General features: G+C 47.9%; 20 protein-coding genes. 9 read left to right on the top strand and 11 right to left on the bottom strand.

From position 1 onward, the window contains the following. Window positions 1–11: 11 nt before the first annotated feature. Genes BC349_RS03710 through BC349_RS03695 form a run of 4 tightly spaced genes read right to left on the bottom strand, consistent with a single transcriptional unit; the run spans window position 12 to window position 2,607 of the window. A complete protein-coding gene (locus tag BC349_RS03710; RefSeq protein ID WP_187255389.1) occupies window positions 12–872 on the bottom strand; it encodes a hypothetical protein in 861 nt (286 codons plus the stop codon). Between the two features lie 10 nt (window positions 873–882). Continuing rightward, window positions 883–1,425 (bottom strand): RNA polymerase sigma factor, encoded by a 543-nt coding sequence (locus tag BC349_RS03705; RefSeq protein WP_246456770.1) that lies wholly within the window; start codon window positions 1,423–1,425, stop codon window positions 883–885. After that, window positions 1,422–2,006, bottom strand: a complete 585-nt coding sequence (rdgB, locus tag BC349_RS03700; protein ID WP_187255388.1) for an RdgB/HAM1 family non-canonical purine NTP pyrophosphatase — start codon at window positions 2,004–2,006, stop codon at window positions 1,422–1,424. The genes BC349_RS03705 and rdgB overlap by 4 nt, the downstream gene beginning before the upstream one ends. Before the next feature lies 1 nt (window position 2,007). After that, window positions 2,008–2,607 (bottom strand): hypothetical protein, encoded by a 600-nt coding sequence (locus BC349_RS03695; protein ID WP_187255387.1) that lies wholly within the window; start codon window positions 2,605–2,607, stop codon window positions 2,008–2,010. Between the two features lie 107 nt (window positions 2,608–2,714). Here BC349_RS03695 and BC349_RS03690 point away from each other — a divergent pair, with 107 nt between their 5' ends. The 4 genes from BC349_RS03690 to BC349_RS03675 all read left to right on the top strand — a co-directional run bounded on the left by BC349_RS03690 (window position 2,715) and on the right by BC349_RS03675 (window position 5,754). Beyond that, entirely contained in the window at window positions 2,715–3,779 is a 1,065-nt protein-coding gene (locus BC349_RS03690; protein WP_187255386.1) for a branched-chain amino acid aminotransferase, read from the top strand. A 63-nt stretch (window positions 3,780–3,842) separates the two neighbouring features. Continuing rightward, window positions 3,843–4,232: a 30S ribosomal protein S12 gene (rpsL, locus tag BC349_RS03685; RefSeq protein WP_187255385.1), complete on the top strand. Its 390-nt coding sequence runs from the start codon at window positions 3,843–3,845 to the stop codon at window positions 4,230–4,232. A gap of 17 nt (window positions 4,233–4,249) precedes the next feature. Beyond that, a complete protein-coding gene (gene rpsG / locus BC349_RS03680; RefSeq protein WP_187255384.1) occupies window positions 4,250–4,717 on the top strand; it encodes a 30S ribosomal protein S7 in 468 nt (155 codons plus the stop codon). Between the two features lie 155 nt (window positions 4,718–4,872). After that, entirely contained in the window at window positions 4,873–5,754 is an 882-nt protein-coding gene (locus BC349_RS03675; protein WP_187255383.1) for a sugar phosphate isomerase/epimerase family protein, read from the top strand. A gap of 55 nt (window positions 5,755–5,809) precedes the next feature. On the opposite strand, the gene BC349_RS03670 is transcribed toward BC349_RS03675, so the two are convergent. From BC349_RS03670 to BC349_RS03640, 7 genes are all read right to left on the bottom strand, one after another. Next, window positions 5,810–6,556: a ThuA domain-containing protein gene (locus tag BC349_RS03670; RefSeq protein WP_187255382.1), complete on the bottom strand. Its 747-nt coding sequence runs from the start codon at window positions 6,554–6,556 to the stop codon at window positions 5,810–5,812. 35 nt (window positions 6,557–6,591) lie between these two features. Continuing rightward, window positions 6,592–7,332 (bottom strand): 3-keto-disaccharide hydrolase, encoded by a 741-nt coding sequence (locus BC349_RS03665; protein ID WP_187255381.1) that lies wholly within the window; start codon window positions 7,330–7,332, stop codon window positions 6,592–6,594. 1 nt (window position 7,333) lies between these two features. Continuing rightward, complete coding sequence (locus tag BC349_RS03660; RefSeq protein ID WP_187255380.1) at window positions 7,334–7,735, bottom strand: c-type cytochrome; 402 nt, start codon at window positions 7,733–7,735, stop codon at window positions 7,334–7,336. Between the two features lie 10 nt (window positions 7,736–7,745). Next, window positions 7,746–8,801 (bottom strand): sugar phosphate isomerase/epimerase family protein, encoded by a 1,056-nt coding sequence (locus tag BC349_RS03655; protein WP_187255379.1) that lies wholly within the window; start codon window positions 8,799–8,801, stop codon window positions 7,746–7,748. Between the two features lie 66 nt (window positions 8,802–8,867). Then, window positions 8,868–10,031 (bottom strand): Gfo/Idh/MocA family protein, encoded by a 1,164-nt coding sequence (locus BC349_RS03650; RefSeq protein ID WP_187255378.1) that lies wholly within the window; start codon window positions 10,029–10,031, stop codon window positions 8,868–8,870. 12 nt (window positions 10,032–10,043) lie between these two features. Then, window positions 10,044–10,709 carry a gluconate 2-dehydrogenase subunit 3 family protein gene (locus tag BC349_RS03645; protein WP_187255377.1) on the bottom strand — a complete coding sequence of 222 codons (666 nt, stop codon included), beginning with the start codon at window positions 10,707–10,709 and terminating at the stop codon, window positions 10,044–10,046. A gap of 17 nt (window positions 10,710–10,726) precedes the next feature. After that, window positions 10,727–12,466: a GMC oxidoreductase gene (locus BC349_RS03640; protein ID WP_187255376.1), complete on the bottom strand. Its 1,740-nt coding sequence runs from the start codon at window positions 12,464–12,466 to the stop codon at window positions 10,727–10,729. A gap of 231 nt (window positions 12,467–12,697) precedes the next feature. Between BC349_RS03640 and BC349_RS03635 the strand changes: the two genes are divergently transcribed. From BC349_RS03635 to BC349_RS03615, 5 genes are read left to right on the top strand one after another with little or no spacing between them, the layout of a single operon-like run. Beyond that, window positions 12,698–13,972, top strand: a complete 1,275-nt coding sequence (locus BC349_RS03635) for an MFS transporter (RefSeq protein ID WP_187255375.1) — start codon at window positions 12,698–12,700, stop codon at window positions 13,970–13,972. 32 nt (window positions 13,973–14,004) lie between these two features. After that, window positions 14,005–14,889: a hydroxypyruvate isomerase family protein gene (locus BC349_RS03630; protein ID WP_187255374.1), complete on the top strand. Its 885-nt coding sequence runs from the start codon at window positions 14,005–14,007 to the stop codon at window positions 14,887–14,889. A gap of 38 nt (window positions 14,890–14,927) precedes the next feature. Beyond that, entirely contained in the window at window positions 14,928–16,610 is a 1,683-nt protein-coding gene (locus BC349_RS03625) for a GMC oxidoreductase (RefSeq protein ID WP_187255373.1), read from the top strand. A gap of 9 nt (window positions 16,611–16,619) precedes the next feature. Beyond that, a complete protein-coding gene (locus BC349_RS03620) occupies window positions 16,620–18,341 on the top strand; it encodes a GMC oxidoreductase (RefSeq protein WP_187255372.1) in 1,722 nt (573 codons plus the stop codon). Between the two features lie 31 nt (window positions 18,342–18,372). Then, window positions 18,373–18,942, top strand: a complete 570-nt coding sequence (locus BC349_RS03615; protein ID WP_187255371.1) for a gluconate 2-dehydrogenase subunit 3 family protein — start codon at window positions 18,373–18,375, stop codon at window positions 18,940–18,942. Window positions 18,943–18,971 lie beyond the last annotated feature (29 nt).

Genomic DNA, 18,971 nt, shown 5'->3' with positions numbered 1-18,971 from the left:
TATAAAAGTGCTCATTTTTCCTGTTGCAGGATATCCCTTAACCTAAGCAGGTCAAACAGGTTGGTCGGTTCCGGTATATACTGACTTCTCAGGATCATTTGTTCCAGTTTGTCCATGATGGCAGGGGGTGTTCCTGTTGGGTTTGATGAGCCGGGGTTGGAGAGATGGTAATACAGCGGAGCAAACTTTGCTGATAGTTTTACCGGGCTGCCATTCTGGTCTGCAACCAGGATATACCTCGGATCCCGGTTTTGCACTGGAAGGGACTGAATGCCCGAGGCTGGTGCTTTTTTCGGGAGTACCTGGCTCCGGGGTGTTTGGACGTTTACGGCATATCGGGGGCGGACCACCGCGTGTTTGGGTTCCCGTTTCAGAAAATTTCTTTTTTCTGAAAGACCGGAACCAACTGAATTTAACGCCAGGGGGACTTTCCCGGATGGAATATCGTCCTGACTGTTGGATGGTGTTTCCGGCGAAGCCGCAAGTGGTTTTTCGGTTACGGTATTTTGGGCGGGAATGATTGAAGTGGTTATTGATTCCGGCTCCCGAAATGGGTTGTCAACCAATACCCAGGCCAGGAAACCGATCACAATGGCAGCGGCTCCATAGCGGATGAGATAAGGGTATAAGGGGCGTATTGGTATCGGAGGCCGGAAAACTGGTGTCTGCTGAAGGATAGTTGTTCCGGTGGAAAGACTTTGAGCGATAGCCTGCCAGGAATCGGCGGGTATAGCATTTTCAGCGGCCAGCAGCCTTTCTGAAAGAGATTTTTCCGCACGGTATTCTGAAACCTCCCGGGAAATGTTTTCCCAGGCCCCAGATGGTGGTGGCGTTTCCCAATTACTTAATTTGTTGCGTAACGGATCGGTCATCAGTTGGCGGTTATTTTCTTTTTTCTCCTAAAAATTCAGCCACTTTCTTCTGCAGGATGGCCTTGGCCCTTGCCAGTTGCGATTTGCTGGTACCCTCGCTGATCTGCAACATTTCACCGATTTCCTTGTGCGAGTAACCTTCAATCACGTAAAGGTTGAACACCGCACGATAACCGGGCGATAATTCCTGCACCAACCGGATGATATCCCTTTCAGCCAGTTGGTCCAGCACAGATACGGATGCATCTTCAATTCCTTTTTCTTCCTGCTCTGAAATGCTGTTCAGATGAACTTTCCGACGATATTGTTCAATGGATGTATTCACAAATACCCTTCTCAGCCAACCCTCAAAGGAACCTTCATTCCTGAATTTATCCAGGTTCCTGAAAACCTTGATAAAACCTTCCTGCAACAGGTCCTTGGCATCGTCATTGTTTCCTGCATAGCGCAGGCAGACCGCATACATTTTGGGTGCATACTTCTGGTACAATGCTTCCTGCATCCTTGGGTCGCCATCTATACTTCCTTTGATTAAGTCGCTATCGTTCATCATATGGTTGCCTGACTTAGTAAAAAATCCACCAATTGATCGGTGGCTTTGCGCCGGTGACTGAAAGCTTTTTTTTCTTCCAGGCTCATCTCGCCGAATGTCCGCTGGCTTCCGTCGGGGATAAAGACCGGATCGTAACCGAAACCATTTGTACCGGCAGGCTCCCGGCTAATGGTTCCATTGCAGATCCCTTCAAAAAAATATTCCCGGCCGGCTAAAATTAAGGAAATGACCGTTCTGAAACGAGCCCGGCGATCCGAAAGGGTATTCATCTCTTCCAGCAGTTTCCCGATATTCTGTTCGTTCGATGCATTTTCCCCGGCGTAACGGGCAGATTTTACACCCGGGGCTCCGTTAAGAGCTGTTACTTCCAGCCCTGTGTCTTCGCTGAAACAATCCTTTCCGGTCAGCCTGTGAATGACGGAGGATTTTTCAGAAGCATTAGCCTGCAGGGTATCATGGGGCTCCGGAATATCTATATTGATGCCGCCCTCTTTCAGTGAAACTACCTTGATTCCTGCAGGCAGGATGTGCTGAATCTCCTTTACCTTATTGGGGTTATTGGTGGCAAAAATCAATTCCATCTTATTGAATTTGGAGCATTTGTTTGAGTCCTTCCCACAACTGCTTCTTCAGCGGTTTTATGGCCTCGGAGTTTTGTTTCAACACATCCAGTTCAGGTGCCAGCATATATTTCAAGTTTTGCAGGTTTCCGGGTACCAGCTGGTTAATATCCGGCAGGTCCTCAGGTTTAGCCTCCTTTCCGAAACAGATCAGGAAAGTGGGGGAGAGTTGTGCCTGAATGTCTGGCAGGCGGGCAGACTGGCTGGCCTGGTTTACAATGGCCACGTCTGCGGCGTTCAGCTGGCAGGCTTTCAGAACATTGCTGAGAAATTCAAACGCGTCATCAGGCAGGTGCAACTGGTCGGGATAATGAACCAGGATTACGAAATTCCTGTTATTTTTCCCCAGATACTGAATGGGGCCGGCGCCCTGCCGGACCTCGGGTTGTTCTGCCACTGGTGTTTGCCGGAGAGCCGGTGCAGGTTCCTGCAGGGGGGCGGGATGTTCCGCGAGGGGCTGCATGACAGGCTGTTTCACCCGGGTATTATCGGGAAGCACCAGTGAACTGGTGTACAATGCCTGTAATAATTCATCCGACAGCCGGATCTCGTTTAGTTGCATTCAGAAAAATTGGGTTGAAATAAAAAAGCTAACAAATGTTAGCAAAATGGCTGACCAAGTTTGGTCGCCCACTTAAATCGTTGTTACTTTGCAGCAAATGTACCAATATGATTGCAGCTTTTGATATACCTGTTCATAAAGTTGAGCACAGTAAGCTCCGTGACATTGTTCTTGAAAACCTCCCCTTCGGCAAATATTTCACTGATCACATGCTGGAAGCGGATTATGTGGATGGCGAGTGGAAATCTGTTTCCATCAAGCCTTACCAGCCCCTGGAACTTGAACCTTCACTGGCAGCCCTGCACTATGGGCAGGCGATTTTCGAAGGTATTAAGGCGTACAAAGACCAGGACGGCAATGCGGTCATTTTCAGGCCCTATGATAATTTCAGGCGTTTCAATACATCAGCTCTCCGGATGAATATGCCGGAAGTGCCTGAGGAAATCTTTATTGAAGGAATGCGTAAACTGATTGCGCTTGACAAGAACTGGATACCTGCCATTAAAGACCATTCCTTATATATACGCCCTTTCATGTTCTCTACAGATCACATGCTGGGGGTTCGTCCGTCCCAAACGTATAAGTTCCTTATCATCCTGAGCCCCACGGGACCCTACTATGCCAAACCGATGAAAATTCTGGTGGAAGAGCATTATACAAGGGCTGCACCGGGTGGGGTGGGCTTTTCCAAAAATGCAGGAAACTACGGAGGGAGTATGCTGGCAACAACGGAAGCCCAGAAAATTGGATATGACCAGGTACTCTGGACTGATGCGTTTGAGCACAAGTGGTTGCAGGAAGTGGGCATGATGAATGTGTTTTTTGTCATCAATGGCAAGGTGTTTACCCCATCTTTGGAGGAGGGTACCATCCTGGCTGGGGTTACCCGGGACAGTGTAATTACCGTTTTGCGGGAAAAGGGACTGGAAGTGGAAGAAAGAAGGATTAATATTGATGAACTGATGGAAGCCTACGGAAAAGGGCAGCTACAGGAGGCCTTCGGTACCGGTACAGCAGCTGTTATCGCGCCTATTAAGGAGTTGAGGTACAAGGACTTCATTATGGAGTTTGATATAAATAAATTCCCGGTTGCTACGGCAGTTAAAGAGCAATTGGCCGCCATCAGAGAAGGCAGGGAGACCGATGTTCACCAGTGGATGTTTAAAGTTTAGAATTTTATTTTGTTTTATTGGCAATGGTTTTTACCTTTGCCGTCCCAAATAAAAAAGGTTAGAATGCCTACAATACAGCAATTAGTAAGAAAAGGTAGAGAAATCATCAAGGCAAAAAGCAAGTCCAGGGCGCTGGATGCCTGCCCTCAACGTCGCGGTGTTTGTACCCGTGTGTACACCACGACCCCTAAAAAACCAAACTCAGCCCTGCGTAAAGTGGCTAAGGTTCGTTTGACCAACAAAGTGGAGGTTATCGCCTATATTCCGGGTGAAGGTCACAACCTGCAGGAGCACTCAATCGTACTGATCCGCGGCGGTCGTGTGAAGGACCTTCCGGGTGTACGTTACCACATTGTTCGTGGTAGCCTCGATACTGCCGGTGTTAAAGACAGAAAGCAGAGCCGTTCTAAATACGGTACCAAGAGAGACAAAAAACAAGCTGGTAAAAAATAATATAAAATAGTTCTCCCATGAGGAAAGCACAAGCCAAAAAATTACCTCTGGCGCCCGATGCCAGGTATAACGATAAACTGGTTACACGTTTTGTCAACAATATCATGTGGCAGGGCAAGAAGAGTGTAGCATTTGAGATCTTCTACGACGCAGTTGATAAGGTAAGCAAGATTACCGGTGAAGACGGATATGAGATCTGGAAAAGAGCTATCTCGAATGTAACCCCAGCTGTGGAAGTGCGCAGCCGCCGTATCGGTGGTGCTACCTTCCAGATTCCTTCCGAGGTTCGTCCTGACAGGAAGATTTCCCTCAGCATCAAGTGGCTGATCCGTTTCAGCCGTGAAAGAAACGGTCGTAGCATGGCTGATAAGCTGGCTAACGAGATCGTTGCTGCGGCCAAGGGTGAAGGTGGAGCCTTCAAGAAGAAAGAAGATACCCACCGTATGGCTGAAGCCAACAAGGCATTCTCACACTTCCGTATCTAACTGATATTATACCTTTTTTATAGGCCGGTCCTTTTCAGGACCGGCTTTTGTTTTTTAAGCGTGGTAAGAACTAAATTAGTAAATTGAGTGTCTAATTGACACAAATAAACCAAACCAATCTGCGCCCAACGCAGTAACATTCCAAACTTGACCATATGTCAACACGCAGAACCTTTTTAAAAAATGCGGGATTAATTACTCCCGCGATGTTATTGATGCCCGACCTTTTGCTTGCCGCAAAAAAATACAAAAATGTCGGAATCCAGTTGTACACCCTTCGCGAACTGGTGGCGAAAGACCCCCGGGGTACTATTGAAAAAGTAGCCGCTTCCGGATTTACCGAGGTCGAAATGTATGGCTTTGGTAAAGGAGGCTTCTTTGGTATTCCCATTAAGGAATTTGCCTCATTTATGTCATCATTGGGACTGAAAGTTCCCAGTGGTCATTATATGCCCGGGAAGTTTATTTTTGAAGGTACAGAGGCCGGTAAAGCTGAACTGGATGAAATGGTCGGTGCCGCATTGGAGCTGAAGAGTCCATACCTGACCATTCCCTACCTCCCGGCTGATAAAAGGGCCAGCCTGGATGACTACAAAAAAATTGCCGCCCGACTCAATGAAGCCGGAACTATCTGCAAAAAAGCAGGTCTCCAGCTGGTTTACCATAACCACGATTTTGAGTTCAAATCCTATGACGGAACAACCGGTTTTGATATCATGACCAGTGAAACAGATAAGGACCTTGTAAAATGGGAGCTGGACCTGTTCTGGGCAGTTTATGCGGGTGTGGATCCTGTGGAACTGTTTGGAAAAATGAAGGGCAGGGTACCTTTATGGCATGTTAAAGACATGGATAAGGCCAACCGTGCACAGAATACTGAAATCGGAAATGGCACCATTGATTACAAGCGGATCTTTAAAGCCGCAAAGACTTCAGGCATGAAACATTTCTTCCTGGAGCATGAGACCAACTATGTTCCGGATCATATTGGCAGTATCCAGAAGAGCATCGCTTATATCAAGGCAAACCTTTTGTGAGGTGTGAGCGGTGACGAGTGAATAGAATGGAGTGAAAACAGCCCCATAATCCTGTTTACTTCCTCATTACTGAAAGGATTCCTCCCTCAAGATGTTTCAGAAATGCGGGTTCCGTATAGGATTCTTTTGTGTGTCCGAGAGCCGTATAAAACACTTTGCCACCTTCAAATTCCTGGTACCAGCCAACTGGATGGCTGGTACCCATTTTCCCTCCCTTATAGGTTGTTTCATCTAATTCCAGCAATACTTTTACGGTCGGGGAGAGATTTTTGAAATTGTACCATTCGTCCTTCCTGACCCAGGTGCCTTCCAAATGGGCGGTTGAAGGGTGTTTTTCCTTTACCCTGATGGTAGCTGTCTGTATTGCGGGGTGCGACTCAAAATAGGCCCCGATCAATTGATTGTACCAGGGCCAGTTATATTCGCAGTCTGTAGCCGCATGCACACCGGCAAGACCACCACCGGAACGGATATATTGCTGCAGGGCCCGCTCACTGCTGCTGTCAAAAATATTCCCTGTAGTATTCAGCAGAATAATAGCCGAAAACTGCTGCAGGTCATGTGTTGAGAAATACAGGCTGTCTTCTGTTGCAGTAATTTTCCAGTTGTGTACTACTGCCATTTTTTGAATGGCTTCAATTCCATCCGGTATGGATGAATGCCGGAAGCCTTTTGTGGCTGAATATAAGAGAATCCCGGGTTTGGTAAGGGGGGATGATTCCACAGATTGCCGGGTCGAATGCTGACTGCCGGCATCCGATAATGCAAAGATTAGAAGTAAACTGGAAACTATTCTTTTCATATAAACGGTAAAGGCCGCTGATGCGGCCTTTATTATCAGAGTTTTCGAATTTTGATATTCCTGTACCAGACATTATCGCCGTGATCCTGCAGGGCAATATTGCCACCTCTGAAGCGTCCGAAATCAGGCATGTTTTTAAACTTGCTGTTTGCCAGCAGATTTTTCCAGCCTTCATCCCAAAGGGTAGTGGTTACAATCGTTGCACCATTCAGTTTCAGTTCCAGTTTGCCCTGGTTCTGAATGATCTCAGCAAGGTTCCATTCTCCTACCGGTTTCACGGTTTCAACCGAAGAGGCAATCAGGTCGTACAAATCACCGGCCCTGTGTTTGTGGATCTTTGCATCAGGATGGCCATTATTATCGAGCACCTGCATTTCCATTCCGGTATGCCACACATGCTCATATCTGGCACGATCGTCCTGTACATTAAAAATGATTCCACTGTTGCCGTTGGGCGCAATTTTCCATTCCAGTTTCAGATGGTAATTCTCAAACGCATCGTTGGTGACGATATCGCCACCACCACTGGTTTGCCATCCTGCTTTTTTGCTTGCATCCAGGAAAATGGTGCCATCCTTCACCTGCCAGGCTGCCCCTACCTCGGATTTACCGTAAGTATGCCAGCCTTTGGTGCTTACGCCATCAAAGAGCAGTTGCCAGCCTTCCTGCTTTTCCTGTTTGCTGAGCATATTATCGCCCAGAGTTTTTTGGGTGGAACTACATGCAGACATAGTCAGGAGGGCAATTGAAAAGACTGTTACAGTCTGTTTTATCATTTTATTGATTTTTCAGTGAGAGGATGTATTTCACCATGATTTTGGCATCATCTTCAGACAACTGAGGATGTGCTGTCATGGGAACTTCTCCCCAAACACCGCTTCCTCCTTTGATGATCTTACCTGCCAGATCTGCAATTGTAGCATCGTCTGCATTGTATTTGTTGGCAACATCTGTATAAGAAGGACCGATAGATTTTTCATTTACTTTATGACAGGTAAGACAGTCATTGCCTGCGATGAGTTCGATGCCTTTCTCTTCGTTGGCAGAGGGTTCTGCAGCAGCAGGTGCAGTCTGTTCTGTTGTTGCGGCCGCAGTTTCCCCGGCTTTGTTTTCAGTAGCTGAATTTCCGCATGCAAATGCAAAGGCGCTGATACCCGCCAGAATGAAGTACTTTTTCATTGTTGTTTGTTTATTGAATTCCTAAAATCTTTTTATTGAAATTTTCATCAGATCCGGTACCGGCAAAATCATCAAATGCTTTTTCGGTTACCCTGATGATATGATCCTGAATAAAGATAGCACCTTCTTTTGCACCATCTTCAGGATGTTTAAGACAGCATTCCCATTCCATCACGGCCCAGCCTTTGTAATCATAGGCAGCGAGTTTGCTGAAAACTGAACCGAAATCCACCTGGCCATCTCCCAGGGAACGGAATCTGCCGGCGCGGTTGATCCAGCTCTGGTAGCCTCCATATACGCCCTGGCGTCCGCTTGGATTGAACTCAGCATCCTTCACATGGAACATCCTGATCCTTTCATGGTAGATATCAATATATTCCAGGTAGTCGAGGCATTGCAATACGAAATGGGACGGATCATACAACAGGCAGGCCCTTGCATGATTGTTCACTTCCTTCAGGAACAATTCATAGGAGATGCCATCATGCAGGTCTTCACCTGGATGGATTTCATAACAAAGGTCAACCCCGTTCTCTTCATATACATCGAGAATGGGTTTCCATCTTTTAGCCAGTTCACGGAAGCCAGTTTCCACCAGTCCGGCCGGACGCTGCGGCCAGGGATAAACGGTGTGCCAAAGCAGGGATCCGCTGAAAGTCGCGTGTGCATTGAGCCCCAGGTTACGCGATGCCTGTGCGGCATATTTTAATTGTTGAACCGCCCATTCGGTACGGGCTGCCGCATTGCCCCTGACAGACTCGGGCGCAAAGCCATCAAAGAGTTCATTATATGCAGGATGAACCGCTACCAGCTGGCCCTGCAGGTGGGTAGACAACTCCGTAATCTGCATACCGCATTCTTCGATAATACCTTTTATTTCATCAGCATAGGTCTTGCTTTCAGCAGCTTTCTGCAGGTCAATACAGCGACTGTCCCAGGTAGGTATCTGAACTCCCCTGAAGCCCAAAGATTCGGCCCAAAGGCAGATAGACCTGAGGTTGTTGAAAGGCGCATTATCTCCCATAAACTGGGCGAGAAAAATACCGGGTCCTTTTAAGGTTGTCATTTCAAATTAGTTTGGTGTTTGCGGATTGTTGTTTGTGTCCGGGAATTAAATTCTTCGCGCTGAATGCTAACTTCCCGGATCAAACGGGGTCCATTTCAGTTCGCTTTTACTGCTTGCAATCACGTTTTCAATAAATGCCATTCCACGGATGCCTGCTTCGATTCCGGGGAAATCGAGCCATTCCGGACGCGGCGCATCACCCGACAGACGGGCCTGGAGAGTGAGTGCAAAATTGCGGTAGAGGTTGGCAAAAGCTTCGAGATATCCTTCGGGATGACCAGGGGGAGTGCGGGTTCCAAAACGGGCATTAGCACTCAGGTAAGGCGTTCCTGCCCTCAGTATCTGTGTAGGCTCATGCAGCCATTTTACCTGCAGGGTATTGGCATCTTCCTGTTGCCATTCAATACCGCCCAGTTCTCCATATACCCTGATCTTTAAATTGTTCTCCTCACCGGCAGCTACCTGTGTGGCGTATAAAAAACCTGTTGCGCCATGCTCAAATTTTAACAGTACGGCACCATCATCATCAAGAAGACGTCCCGGTACCACAATATGAAGGTCCGCGCAGATAGATTGTACCTGAAGCCCACTGACATATTCAGCCATGTTGAATGCGTGGGTGCCAATATCACCCATGCAACCTGAAATCCCGCTTCTTTTCGGGTCAGTGCGCCATGCAGCCTGCTTGTAATTGCTGCCTTCCCTGAATTCGGTTAACCATCCCTGTGGGTATTCCACAAAAACCTTTCGCACCTTTCCGATTTTTCCTGTGGCAATAAGGTGTTTTGCCTCCTTGATCATCGGGTATCCGGTATAGGTATGTGTAAGGCAGAATAAAGCACCGGTGCGGTCAATGACTTCTTTAAGTTCTATCGCCTCTGCCAGCGTAAATGTGGCGGGTTTGTCGAGCACTACATGAAAACCGTGCTCCATAGCCATTTTCGCGGGGGCAAAGTGCAGGTGGTTGGGAGTAACAATACTTACAAAGTCCATTTTTTTATCCGCCGGCAATTCTTTTTCCTTCAGGATCATTTCCTCAAAAGATCCGTAAACCCTGTCGGCAGAAAGCTTCAGTTCCTCGCCGCTTAATTTTGATTTTTCGGGATTGCTGCTGAAAGCACCGCATACCATTTCAATTTCGCCATCAATGAAGGCGGCAATCCGGTGAACACCACCGATAAAAGCATCCCTGCCACCGCCAATCATTCCCATCCTGAGTTTTCTGCCCATTGCCTGAACTGTTTATTTGTTATAGCTGATACACTCCTTTAATTCCTTTTCAGTATAAGCCAGGTTGTATTGTTTCAGAACTTCATCGGGTACGCCATTCCACTGGTTAGGTTTATTACCTGCATAGCCAATATCCTTCACACCGATTTCTGAAGTGTAAAAACCAGAGGCAGTAAGATCACGCATCAGGTTGAAAAAAGCAACACCCTGTTTCATATTGGGTTTTGCTTTCGCAGGATATGCGATCTGGTCAACCATTTTAATCCGCTCCTGCTCACTGCAATCCTTAAACGATTTTTCGAACTGCTTGAAACATTGCAGGTCTAGCCATCTTAATCCGCCCCGCATAGGGGTTTGGTGGTCAGGCATATCCTTGACGATGAACTCAATGAAATCTGCGACTTTTGCATCAGATGCGCTTCCGCTTACTTCATCTGCCGGAATTATGATATCTGCAAGTATGGTGATGGTTGCCAGTTCATGATCGGTAAAAAACCTCTCTGAACTTACTTTCTTGAAATGGTCCTCTTCTTCCTTCATCCGGTCGAGTTTGCCGGCCGCGGGTTCTGAAGATTTCGGCGATTCCGTTTTCTTGTCGGTTTCCTTGCAGGCATCCAGCAGGATTCCTGCGGAAATGGTACCAAGTGCCAGGGCCTTTATCGATTTTCTTCTGTCCATATAACAGGGATGAAAGGTTAGATATTTTGTTTCTTCAACTCGTCGATGATGTATTCGCTTGCCCTCATCGACAAGGCGAGGATGGTCCAGGTGATGTTTTTGTCAGCCTGCGATACAAATGGGGCGCCATCCACCACAAACAGGTTTTTGCAATCATGGGCCTGGTTCCATTTGTTCAGTGCCGAGTCTTTGGGGTTGTTGCCCATCCGGGCAGTACCAGCTTCATGGATGATCTTGCCGGGGGCATGTAAACCGTAATTATTCTCAGGACCGTCGTCTCCTCCCCAGGTAATCACCGCGCCCATTTCATGCATGATTTCCCTGAAAGTTTCCTTCATGTGTTTGGCCTGGTTGATCTCGTGTTCGCTCCACTTCACGTTGAACTTCAGCACCGGGATACCATATTTATCCACTACATTAGGGTCGATCTCACAATTGTTGTGACGGTATGCAACAGCCTCACCCCGTCCTGCCATACCCACGCTGGCACCATAAAAGAAGCGATAATCTTCTTTCAGGGAAGCACCGTATCCACCGCCTTCCTTCTGTTTGCCGTTCACTGCATATTTGCCGTTCATGAACTGGATACCTCCGCCGAAGCCATAAGCAGGCTGGCTCATACCTCCCCAGTATTCAATATGATAACCACGCGGGAAATCAAGTTTCTTGTTATCCAGCCACCAGGGAGAATACACATGCATTCCGCCTACACCATCCTCATTATATCGCTTGCGGCCCAGGAGTTGTGGGAGGAATCCCCCCATATCAGCACCGGTAGAATCGTGCAGGTATCTTCCCACTACATCGCTGGAATTGGCCAGGCCGTTCGGATGTCGGTCTGATTTGGAATTGAGCATCAGTCGGGAACTTTCGCAGGCGCTGGCAGCCAGTATCACCACTTTACCATTTACCTGGTATTCCATCATGTCGTCCTTATTGACATAGGAAACACCGGTGGCCAGTCCTTCTTTATTGGTGAGCACTTCACGTGCCATAGCATTGGCCACAACGTCTATATTACCTGTTTCGATGGCCGGCTTGATTAATACGGAAGAGGAAGAGAAATCGGCATAAACCTGGCAGCCCCGGTTACACTGGCCGCAATAAAAACAGGAACCGCGTTTGTCGTTGATTGGTTTTGTCAGCATCGACATACGGGAAGGGATTACTTTAACTCCAGCCTTGGTTGCTCCGTTCTTAACAACCAATTCGTGAAGGCGGGGTTTTGGCGGCGGGAGGAAAATTCCATCGGGATCATTCTCCAATCCTTCATTGGTGCCGAATACGCCGATTAACTGGTCCACCTTGTCGTAAAAGGGTTTGATATCATCGTAGGAGATAGGCCAGTCTTCACCGAGACCGTCAATGCTTCTTCTCTTGAAATCTTTGGGGCCAAAACGAAGGGATATCCTTCCCCAGTGGTTGGTTCTGCCGCCGAGCATCCGCGCCCGCCACCAGTCCCACTGCGTACCCGCAGCCTTGGTGTATGGTTCTCCATCAATTTCCCAGCCCCAGTAGCAGGCATCAAAATCACCAAAAGGTCTGAACCTGGTGCTGGCACCTCTGCGCGGTGATTCCCACGGGTTTTTGAGCTGTGTTACATTTTTTGCCGGATCGTACATGGGACCGGCTTCCAGCAGGCAAACTTTCAGTCCCGCTTTAGCTAAAACATAAGCAGCCATCCCTCCGCCTGCTCCTGAGCCTACAATAACTGCATCGTAATTTTTCGGCTGTTTTTTTATCTGGAGATCACCCATCGTTAGAAATGAATTTGTTTGAAGTGTGAAGGCTAAATTAAAGGATTCAGTTAATTCATCGTCCGAAAATCCGGCCTTTCATCAAAGGGATAAAATAAGTGAAGAATCTGATAAAATAGTTTAAGCTAACAACTGTTATGAAATTTTTTTTTTCAAATTTCTTGTCTGAGTGTCAGAAATACACACGAATCGCATAAATTTAGCACTGCTCTGTTTGACCAAACTAATGATATGCAAGCCAACATCAACCGTAACAAATTATTTGTAGCAAGCTGCCTTTCTCTTTTAGTAACTTCTCTTTCCTTTGGAATCCGTGCCGGTATATTGAACCGGTTGGGAGTTGATTTTCATTTGAACGCTTCCCAATTAGCATCCATTGCAGCCACAGCCTTCTGGGGTTTTCCACTGGCTATAGTAATCGGAGGAATGGTGGTGGATGCCATCGGCATGAAGAAATTACTGGTAGCTGCTTTCGTGTTTCACCTCGCTGGAATCCTGCTGACCATTTTCGCGGGTGGTTTCTGGACCCTTTTCCTTTCAACCTTATTGATCGGTATTGCCAACGGAACTGTGGAAGCCGCCTGTAACCCGCTGGTGGCAACACTCTATCCAGAGAACAAGACTACCAAACTCAACCACTTCCATCTGTGGTTCCCCGGTGGTATTGTAATAGGAACGCTTATTGTCTTCTTTTTTGATAAGATGGGAATCAGCTGGCAGGTGCAGGTAGCCATGATGCTGATCCCCACAATTATTTACGGCTACCTGTTTTCCCGGTTAGACTTCCCCGTTACAGAGCGTGTGGCTTCCGGTGTGTCTACAGCCGATATGTACAAGGCTGTTGCCAGCCCCCTGTTCATTTTCATGTTCATCTGCATGTTTGGTACAGCCATCACAGAACTGTTTACGGGCCAGTGGGTGGGCGTACTGCTGAATAATGTTACTGACAACCCGATTCTGATCCTTACCATTACTACCGGTGTGATGGTGGTAGGGCGCGGCCTGGCAGAACCTGTAGTGCATAAATTTTCCCCGGCGGGTGTTTTGCTGATGTCTGCAATTATGGCGGCAATAGGTATTTACCTTCTGAGTTCCGTCAGTGGTGGAATGATCTATGTAGCTGCGCTTGTTTTCGGATTGGGCGTATGTTATTTCTGGCCCACAATGATCGGTTTCGTGGCGGAAAATATTCCGAAATCAGGTGCGCTCGGACTGAACCTGGTGGGTGGCGCAGGAATGTTTGCGGTTTCCATCTACACCTTATTCATGGGGGGATTTTATGACCGCCTGCTTGCGAAACAGCTTCCTGAAGGCGCGGTGCTGGATACTTTCCGGTCTGCTGCAGCGGGCACCCCCGAAGCAACCCAATATGCCCAGGCCCAACTTACTGCGGGCCCTGAAGTGCTGCGGGCAACCGCTGTTATTCCCATCATACTGGTGGTGGCTTTTACAGTACTGGTAATTTATATGCGTAACAAAAAAAAGGTAACAATAGCCGGAGCTTAATCCGCAACCGGAACCATATCCACATTTAAAATATGGAAAACCAACCAACCAGAAGAAATGCCGTTAAAAAGATGCTGGCCGCCGGCGCGGGCATTGCGCTTGCCCCGGTAAGTGGAATGGCATCAGTTATGGAATCTGAAGAAAAAGTAGCCATGAAAGGCAATATCAATCATGCGGTTTGCCGCTGGACTTATGGTCACTTATCCCTCGATGAACTTTGTACAACTGCCAAAACGATTGGTATAAAGGCAATCGACCTGGTAGGTCCCAAAGAATGGGATGTGCTGAAAAAACATGGTCTCAATTCTTCCATGTGCAACGGCGCTGAGATAAACCTTGTTCATGGATTTAATCATACTGAATACCATACCACCCTGGTTAAAAACTATTCCGAAATGATTCCGGCGGTAGCAAAAGCCGGATTTAAGAACCTGATCTGCTTCAGCGGCAACAGAGAGGGAATGGATGATGAAACCGGTTTGAAAAATTCAGCAGAGGGTTTAAAAAAAATCATCGGACTGGCAGAGAAGCATGGCGTGGTACTTCAAATGGAATTATTGAACAGTCGCGTGGACCACAAGGATTATATGTGTGACCGGTCCGCCTGGGGCATTGAATTGTGCAAGCGGTTGGGATCAGCCAATTTCAAACTGCTGTTTGATATCTACCACATGCAGATAGATGAAGGTGATATCATTCGTACCATCCAGAACAATCATGTTTATTTCGGGCATTACCATACGGGCGGAAATCCGGGCCGACATGAAATTGATGAAAGCCAGGAGCTCTATTATCCTGCCATCATGAAAGCCATTGTGGCTACCGGTTTCAAAGGTTATGTGGCCCAGGAATTCATTCCTGCTGCAGCCGATAAGATAGCCTCTCTCAGAAAAGCAATACAGATCTGCGACGTATAAAAAATCAATCAAAACAAAACAAACCACAAACAAATATTATGGCTGAGAACACCTATGATGCCATTGTCATTGGCTCCGGAATCAGTGGCGGCTGGGCTGCAAAGGAACTGACCGAAAAAGGTCTGAAGACCATTCTGCTCGAAAGGGGAAGAAATGTTGAGCACATCAAAGACTATGTGAGTGCGAACAAGCATCCCTGGGAATTCCCGCACAGGGGAGGACGCACCCAGCAGATGATCCAGGATTATCCCGTTTTGAAAAGGGATTACCCGCTCAACGAAACCAACCTGGATTTCTGGGTTAATGAAAAAGATTGTCCCTATACTGAGATCAAGCGGTTCGACTGGTTCCGCGGGTATCATGTTGGCGGTCGTTCCCTCACCTGGGGCCGGCAGAGTTATCGCTTCAGCGACCTCGATTTTGAAGCCAACCTGAAAGATGGGCATGGCGTGGATTGGCCGATCCGTTACAAGGACATCGCATCCTGGTACAGTTATGCAGAGAAATTTGCAGGAGTAAATGGTTCCAGAGAAGGGCTGCCACAGTTACCCGATGGCGAATTCATGCCTGCGATGGAACTGAACTGCGTTGAAAAAGATGCGGCCGACAGGATTCGTAAACACTATAAGGATGCACGCCGGCTCATCATCGGCAGAAGTGCCAACCTGACCGTTCCGCATAATAACAGAACCAATTGCCAGTATCGCAACAAGTGCTGGCTGGGTTGTCCGTTCGGTGGCTATTTCAGCACTCAGTCTGCCACGCTGCCGGCTGCCATGGCGACGGGAAATCTCACCCTTCGTCCCTTTTCTATCGTAACCAAGATCCTGTATGATAAGGATACGAAGAAAGCGAAAGGAGTGGAGGTGCTGGATGCAGAAACCAACAAAACATATGAGTACTATGCTAAGATTGTATTCCTGAATGCATCGGCGCTGAACTCCACCTGGATTCTGATGAACTCTGCCACTGATATCTGGCCCGACGGATTGGGAAGCAGCAGTGGTGAACTGGGGCATAACCTGATGGATCACCACCTGGGTATTGGTGCAGGGGGGATAGTGGAAGGATATGATGATAAATATTTCTCCGGCCGTCGTCCGAATGGATTTTATATCCCGAGGTTCCGTAACCTTAAAGGAGACGAAGGACGTGGCTACGTAAGGGGCTATGGTTACCAGGGCAGCGCCAGCCGTCAGGGTTGGAGCCGTGATATTGCCGAACTCAGTATCGGCGCTGAACTCAAGGAAGCGCTGACCGAACCAGGTACCTGGACTATGGGTATGGGTGGCTTCGGTGAGATCCTGCCATATCACGAAAACAAAATCAGCCTGGATAAGACCCGCACGGACAAGTGGGGGCTCAATGTACTGGCTATTGATTGCGAATTGAGGGAGAATGAATTGAAGATGCGCGAGGATATCCTTAATGACGCAGCCGAGATACTGGAAGCCGCAGGTGTGAAAAATGTGCAGAAGAGAAACGGTGACGGAACCATGGGCCGTGGTATCCATGAAATGGGTACTGCTCGTATGGGACGTGAACCGAAAACTTCCGTACTCAATGGTTGGAACCAGGTTTGGGATGCGCAGAACGTATTCGTAACTGATGGTGCCTGTATGACATCAGGTGCCTGCGTGAACCCCTCTCTCACTTATATGGCGTTGACCGCAAGAGCTGCAGACTATGCCGTAAGTGAATTAAAAAAAGGAAACCTTTAATCAGTCAATATGCCCGGAGATTCAACGCTGGTGAACATCAACGGCAAAGCCCAGGAAGACTATACCTATGATGCCATTGTAGTGGGCAGCGGTATCAGTGGTGGCTGGGCTGCAAAGGAACTTACGGAGAAAGGACTCAAAGTGTTGATGCTGGAACGGGGGCGTGATTTTGAGCACATCAAAGATTACAAAGGAGCCAATAAACACCCCTGGGAGTTTTTGCATCGGGGAACAGCAACCGAGCAGCACAAGAAGGACTATCCCGTTATTTCCAGGGGATGGGCTTTGAATGAGGCAGTGATGGATTACTGGACCAATGAACAGGATTGCCCTTATACGGAAGTGAAGCCCTTCACCTGGTGGCGGAGCTATCAGATGGGCGGCAGGTCTGTATTGTGGGGCAGGCAGAGTTATCGGTTAAGTGACCTCGACTTTGAAGCGAATGTCAGGGATGGGCACGGGATCGACTGGCCCATCCGCTATAAGGATATTGCGCCATGGTATGATCATGTGGAACGCTTTGCCGGTATCAGTGGTTCGAAGGAAGGCCTTCCGCATTTGCCGGACGGGCAGTTTTTGCCACCGATGGACCTCAACTGTGTGGAGAAGGATGTGGCGCAGCGGATAAAGGAGAAATTCGGTTCAAACCGTCACCTCATCATTGGCCGGGTGGCCAACCTGACCGCGCCTATTCCCGGAAGGACGCAGTGCCAGTTCCGTAACAGGTGTTGGGAAGGATGTCCGTTCGGCGGCTATTTCAGCACGCAATCATCAACCCTGCCTGCAGCACGAAAAACAGGGAACCTGACCGTACGGCCGTTTTCAATAGTAACAAAGCTCCTGTACGATAAGAACTCGAAAAAGGCAAATGGAGTGGAGGTGCTGGATGCTGAAAACAACAAGACCTATAATTACAAGGCGAAGATTGTTTTCCTCTGTGCATCAGCATTGAACTCGGCCTGGGTGTTGTTCAATTCCGCCACCGATATCTGGCCGGGCGGGCTGGGCAGCAGTTCGGGGGAACTGGGGCACAATGTAATGGATCATCATTATAACCTGGGAGCTGTGGGTAAAGTGGAAGGTTATGAAGACAGGTATTATACCGGCCGCAGGGCAAATGGATTTTACATCCCCCGTTTTGTAAACATCAATGGTGACAAACGCAAATACCTGAGGGGGTTTGGCTACCAGGGCGCTGCAAGCCGCACCGGCTGGAGCAGGGATGTAGCTGAATTATCTGTAGGGGCAGAATTAAAAGAAGCGCTGACAGAGCCTGGTCACTGGACGATTGGTGCCACCGGTTTTGGAGAGGTGTTGCCATACCATGAAAACCGCATCTTTCTTGACACAAGCAGGAAGGACAAGTGGGGGCTACCTGTTTTGGCCATGGATGCCGAACTCAAGGAAAATGAAATGGCCATGAGGGAAGATATCAAACAGGAAATGGTCAACATGCTGGAAGCGGCAGGCGTGAAAGATATAAATACCTATGACCGGGGGCATGCCATGGGGCATGGTATTCATGAAATGGGAACAGCGAGGATGGGAAATGATCCCAAAACCTCTGTGCTCAACAAATGGAACCAGGTATGGGATGCGCAGAATGTTTTTGTAACAGACGGTGCATGTATGACCTCATCAGCGTGCCAGAACCCGTCACTGACCTATATGGCATTAACGGCAAGAGCTGCTGAACATGCTGTGGATGAACTGAAAAAAGGAAACATATAACAGTAATAAATAACCGAAAAAATAAAATCATATGAAGCGTAGACAAGCCGTTTCAACTTTAGCTCTCATCTTCGGAGGTACAATGGTTGGATCCAATCTGTTTCTGACAGGATGCAAAACTGAAGAAAAGAAAACAGGTTTAACTGATTTCAGTGCGGATGAGGTTGCGTTGCTGGATGAAGTGGCAGAAACCATTATTCCCACCACCAGTACTCCGGGTGCAAAAGCTGCCAAGGTTGGTGCATTCATGAAAATCATGGTAACCGATTGTTACGAGGAGAAAAACCAGAAAGTTTTCGTAGACGGTATTGCAGCCCTGCAGGCTGCCAGCGAGAAGCAATTTGGAAAGGATTTCATGAATATTGACGCGGCCCAGCGCAAAGAGTTGCTTACTGCCCTGGACAAGGAGCAGCGTGAGTACCAGAAAAGTAAAAAGCCGGAGGACCCGAACCATTATTTCAAGATGATGAAGGACCTGACCTTGCAGGGATACTTCACTTCTGAAGTTGGTGCAACCCAGGCGCTGCGGTATGTACCGGTTCCCGGAAAATACGAAGGATGTATTCCTTACAACAAGGGTGATAAAGCCTGGGCTACCTGATAAAAAAGGAAGTCTACCGGCTTCAGCAA

Source organism: Flavihumibacter stibioxidans (assembly GCF_014332695.1).
GTDB classification, from domain to species: Bacteria; Bacteroidota; Bacteroidia; order Chitinophagales; family Chitinophagaceae; genus Flavihumibacter; species Flavihumibacter stibioxidans.
The sequence above is the reverse complement of the archived record's forward strand: the minus strand, read 5'-3'. Positions and strand labels throughout refer to the sequence as shown.

Excerpts from the sequence above, each read along its gene's own strand:
- BC349_RS03665 (WP_187255381.1), bottom strand. The coding sequence starts at position 7,332 with ATGATAAAACAGACTGTAACAGTCTTTTCAATTGCCCTCCTGACTATG.
- BC349_RS03635 (WP_187255375.1), top strand. The coding sequence starts at position 12,698 with ATGCAAGCCAACATCAACCGTAACAAATTATTTGTAGCAAGCTGCCTT.
- BC349_RS03690 (WP_187255386.1), top strand. The coding sequence starts at position 2,715 with ATGATTGCAGCTTTTGATATACCTGTTCATAAAGTTGAGCACAGTAAG.
- BC349_RS03675 (WP_187255383.1), top strand. The coding sequence starts at position 4,873 with ATGTCAACACGCAGAACCTTTTTAAAAAATGCGGGATTAATTACTCCC.
- BC349_RS03655 (WP_187255379.1), bottom strand. The coding sequence starts at position 8,801 with ATGACAACCTTAAAAGGACCCGGTATTTTTCTCGCCCAGTTTATGGGA.
- BC349_RS03660 (WP_187255380.1), bottom strand. The coding sequence starts at position 7,735 with ATGAAAAAGTACTTCATTCTGGCGGGTATCAGCGCCTTTGCATTTGCA.
- BC349_RS03705 (WP_246456770.1), bottom strand. The coding sequence starts at position 1,425 with ATGATGAACGATAGCGACTTAATCAAAGGAAGTATAGATGGCGACCCA.
- BC349_RS03710 (WP_187255389.1), bottom strand. The coding sequence starts at position 872 with ATGACCGATCCGTTACGCAACAAATTAAGTAATTGGGAAACGCCACCA.
- BC349_RS03645 (WP_187255377.1), bottom strand. The coding sequence starts at position 10,709 with ATGGACAGAAGAAAATCGATAAAGGCCCTGGCACTTGGTACCATTTCC.
- BC349_RS03695 (WP_187255387.1), bottom strand. The coding sequence starts at position 2,607 with ATGCAACTAAACGAGATCCGGCTGTCGGATGAATTATTACAGGCATTG.
- BC349_RS03625 (WP_187255373.1), top strand. The coding sequence starts at position 14,928 with ATGGCTGAGAACACCTATGATGCCATTGTCATTGGCTCCGGAATCAGT.
- rpsG (WP_187255384.1), top strand. The coding sequence starts at position 4,250 with ATGAGGAAAGCACAAGCCAAAAAATTACCTCTGGCGCCCGATGCCAGG.
- BC349_RS03650 (WP_187255378.1), bottom strand. The coding sequence starts at position 10,031 with ATGGGCAGAAAACTCAGGATGGGAATGATTGGCGGTGGCAGGGATGCT.
- BC349_RS03620 (WP_187255372.1), top strand. The coding sequence starts at position 16,620 with ATGCCCGGAGATTCAACGCTGGTGAACATCAACGGCAAAGCCCAGGAA.
- BC349_RS03670 (WP_187255382.1), bottom strand. The coding sequence starts at position 6,556 with ATGAAAAGAATAGTTTCCAGTTTACTTCTAATCTTTGCATTATCGGAT.
- rpsL (WP_187255385.1), top strand. The coding sequence starts at position 3,843 with ATGCCTACAATACAGCAATTAGTAAGAAAAGGTAGAGAAATCATCAAG.
- BC349_RS03630 (WP_187255374.1), top strand. The coding sequence starts at position 14,005 with ATGGAAAACCAACCAACCAGAAGAAATGCCGTTAAAAAGATGCTGGCC.
- BC349_RS03640 (WP_187255376.1), bottom strand. The coding sequence starts at position 12,466 with ATGGGTGATCTCCAGATAAAAAAACAGCCGAAAAATTACGATGCAGTT.
- BC349_RS03615 (WP_187255371.1), top strand. The coding sequence starts at position 18,373 with ATGAAGCGTAGACAAGCCGTTTCAACTTTAGCTCTCATCTTCGGAGGT.
- rdgB (WP_187255388.1), bottom strand. The coding sequence starts at position 2,006 with ATGGAATTGATTTTTGCCACCAATAACCCCAATAAGGTAAAGGAGATT.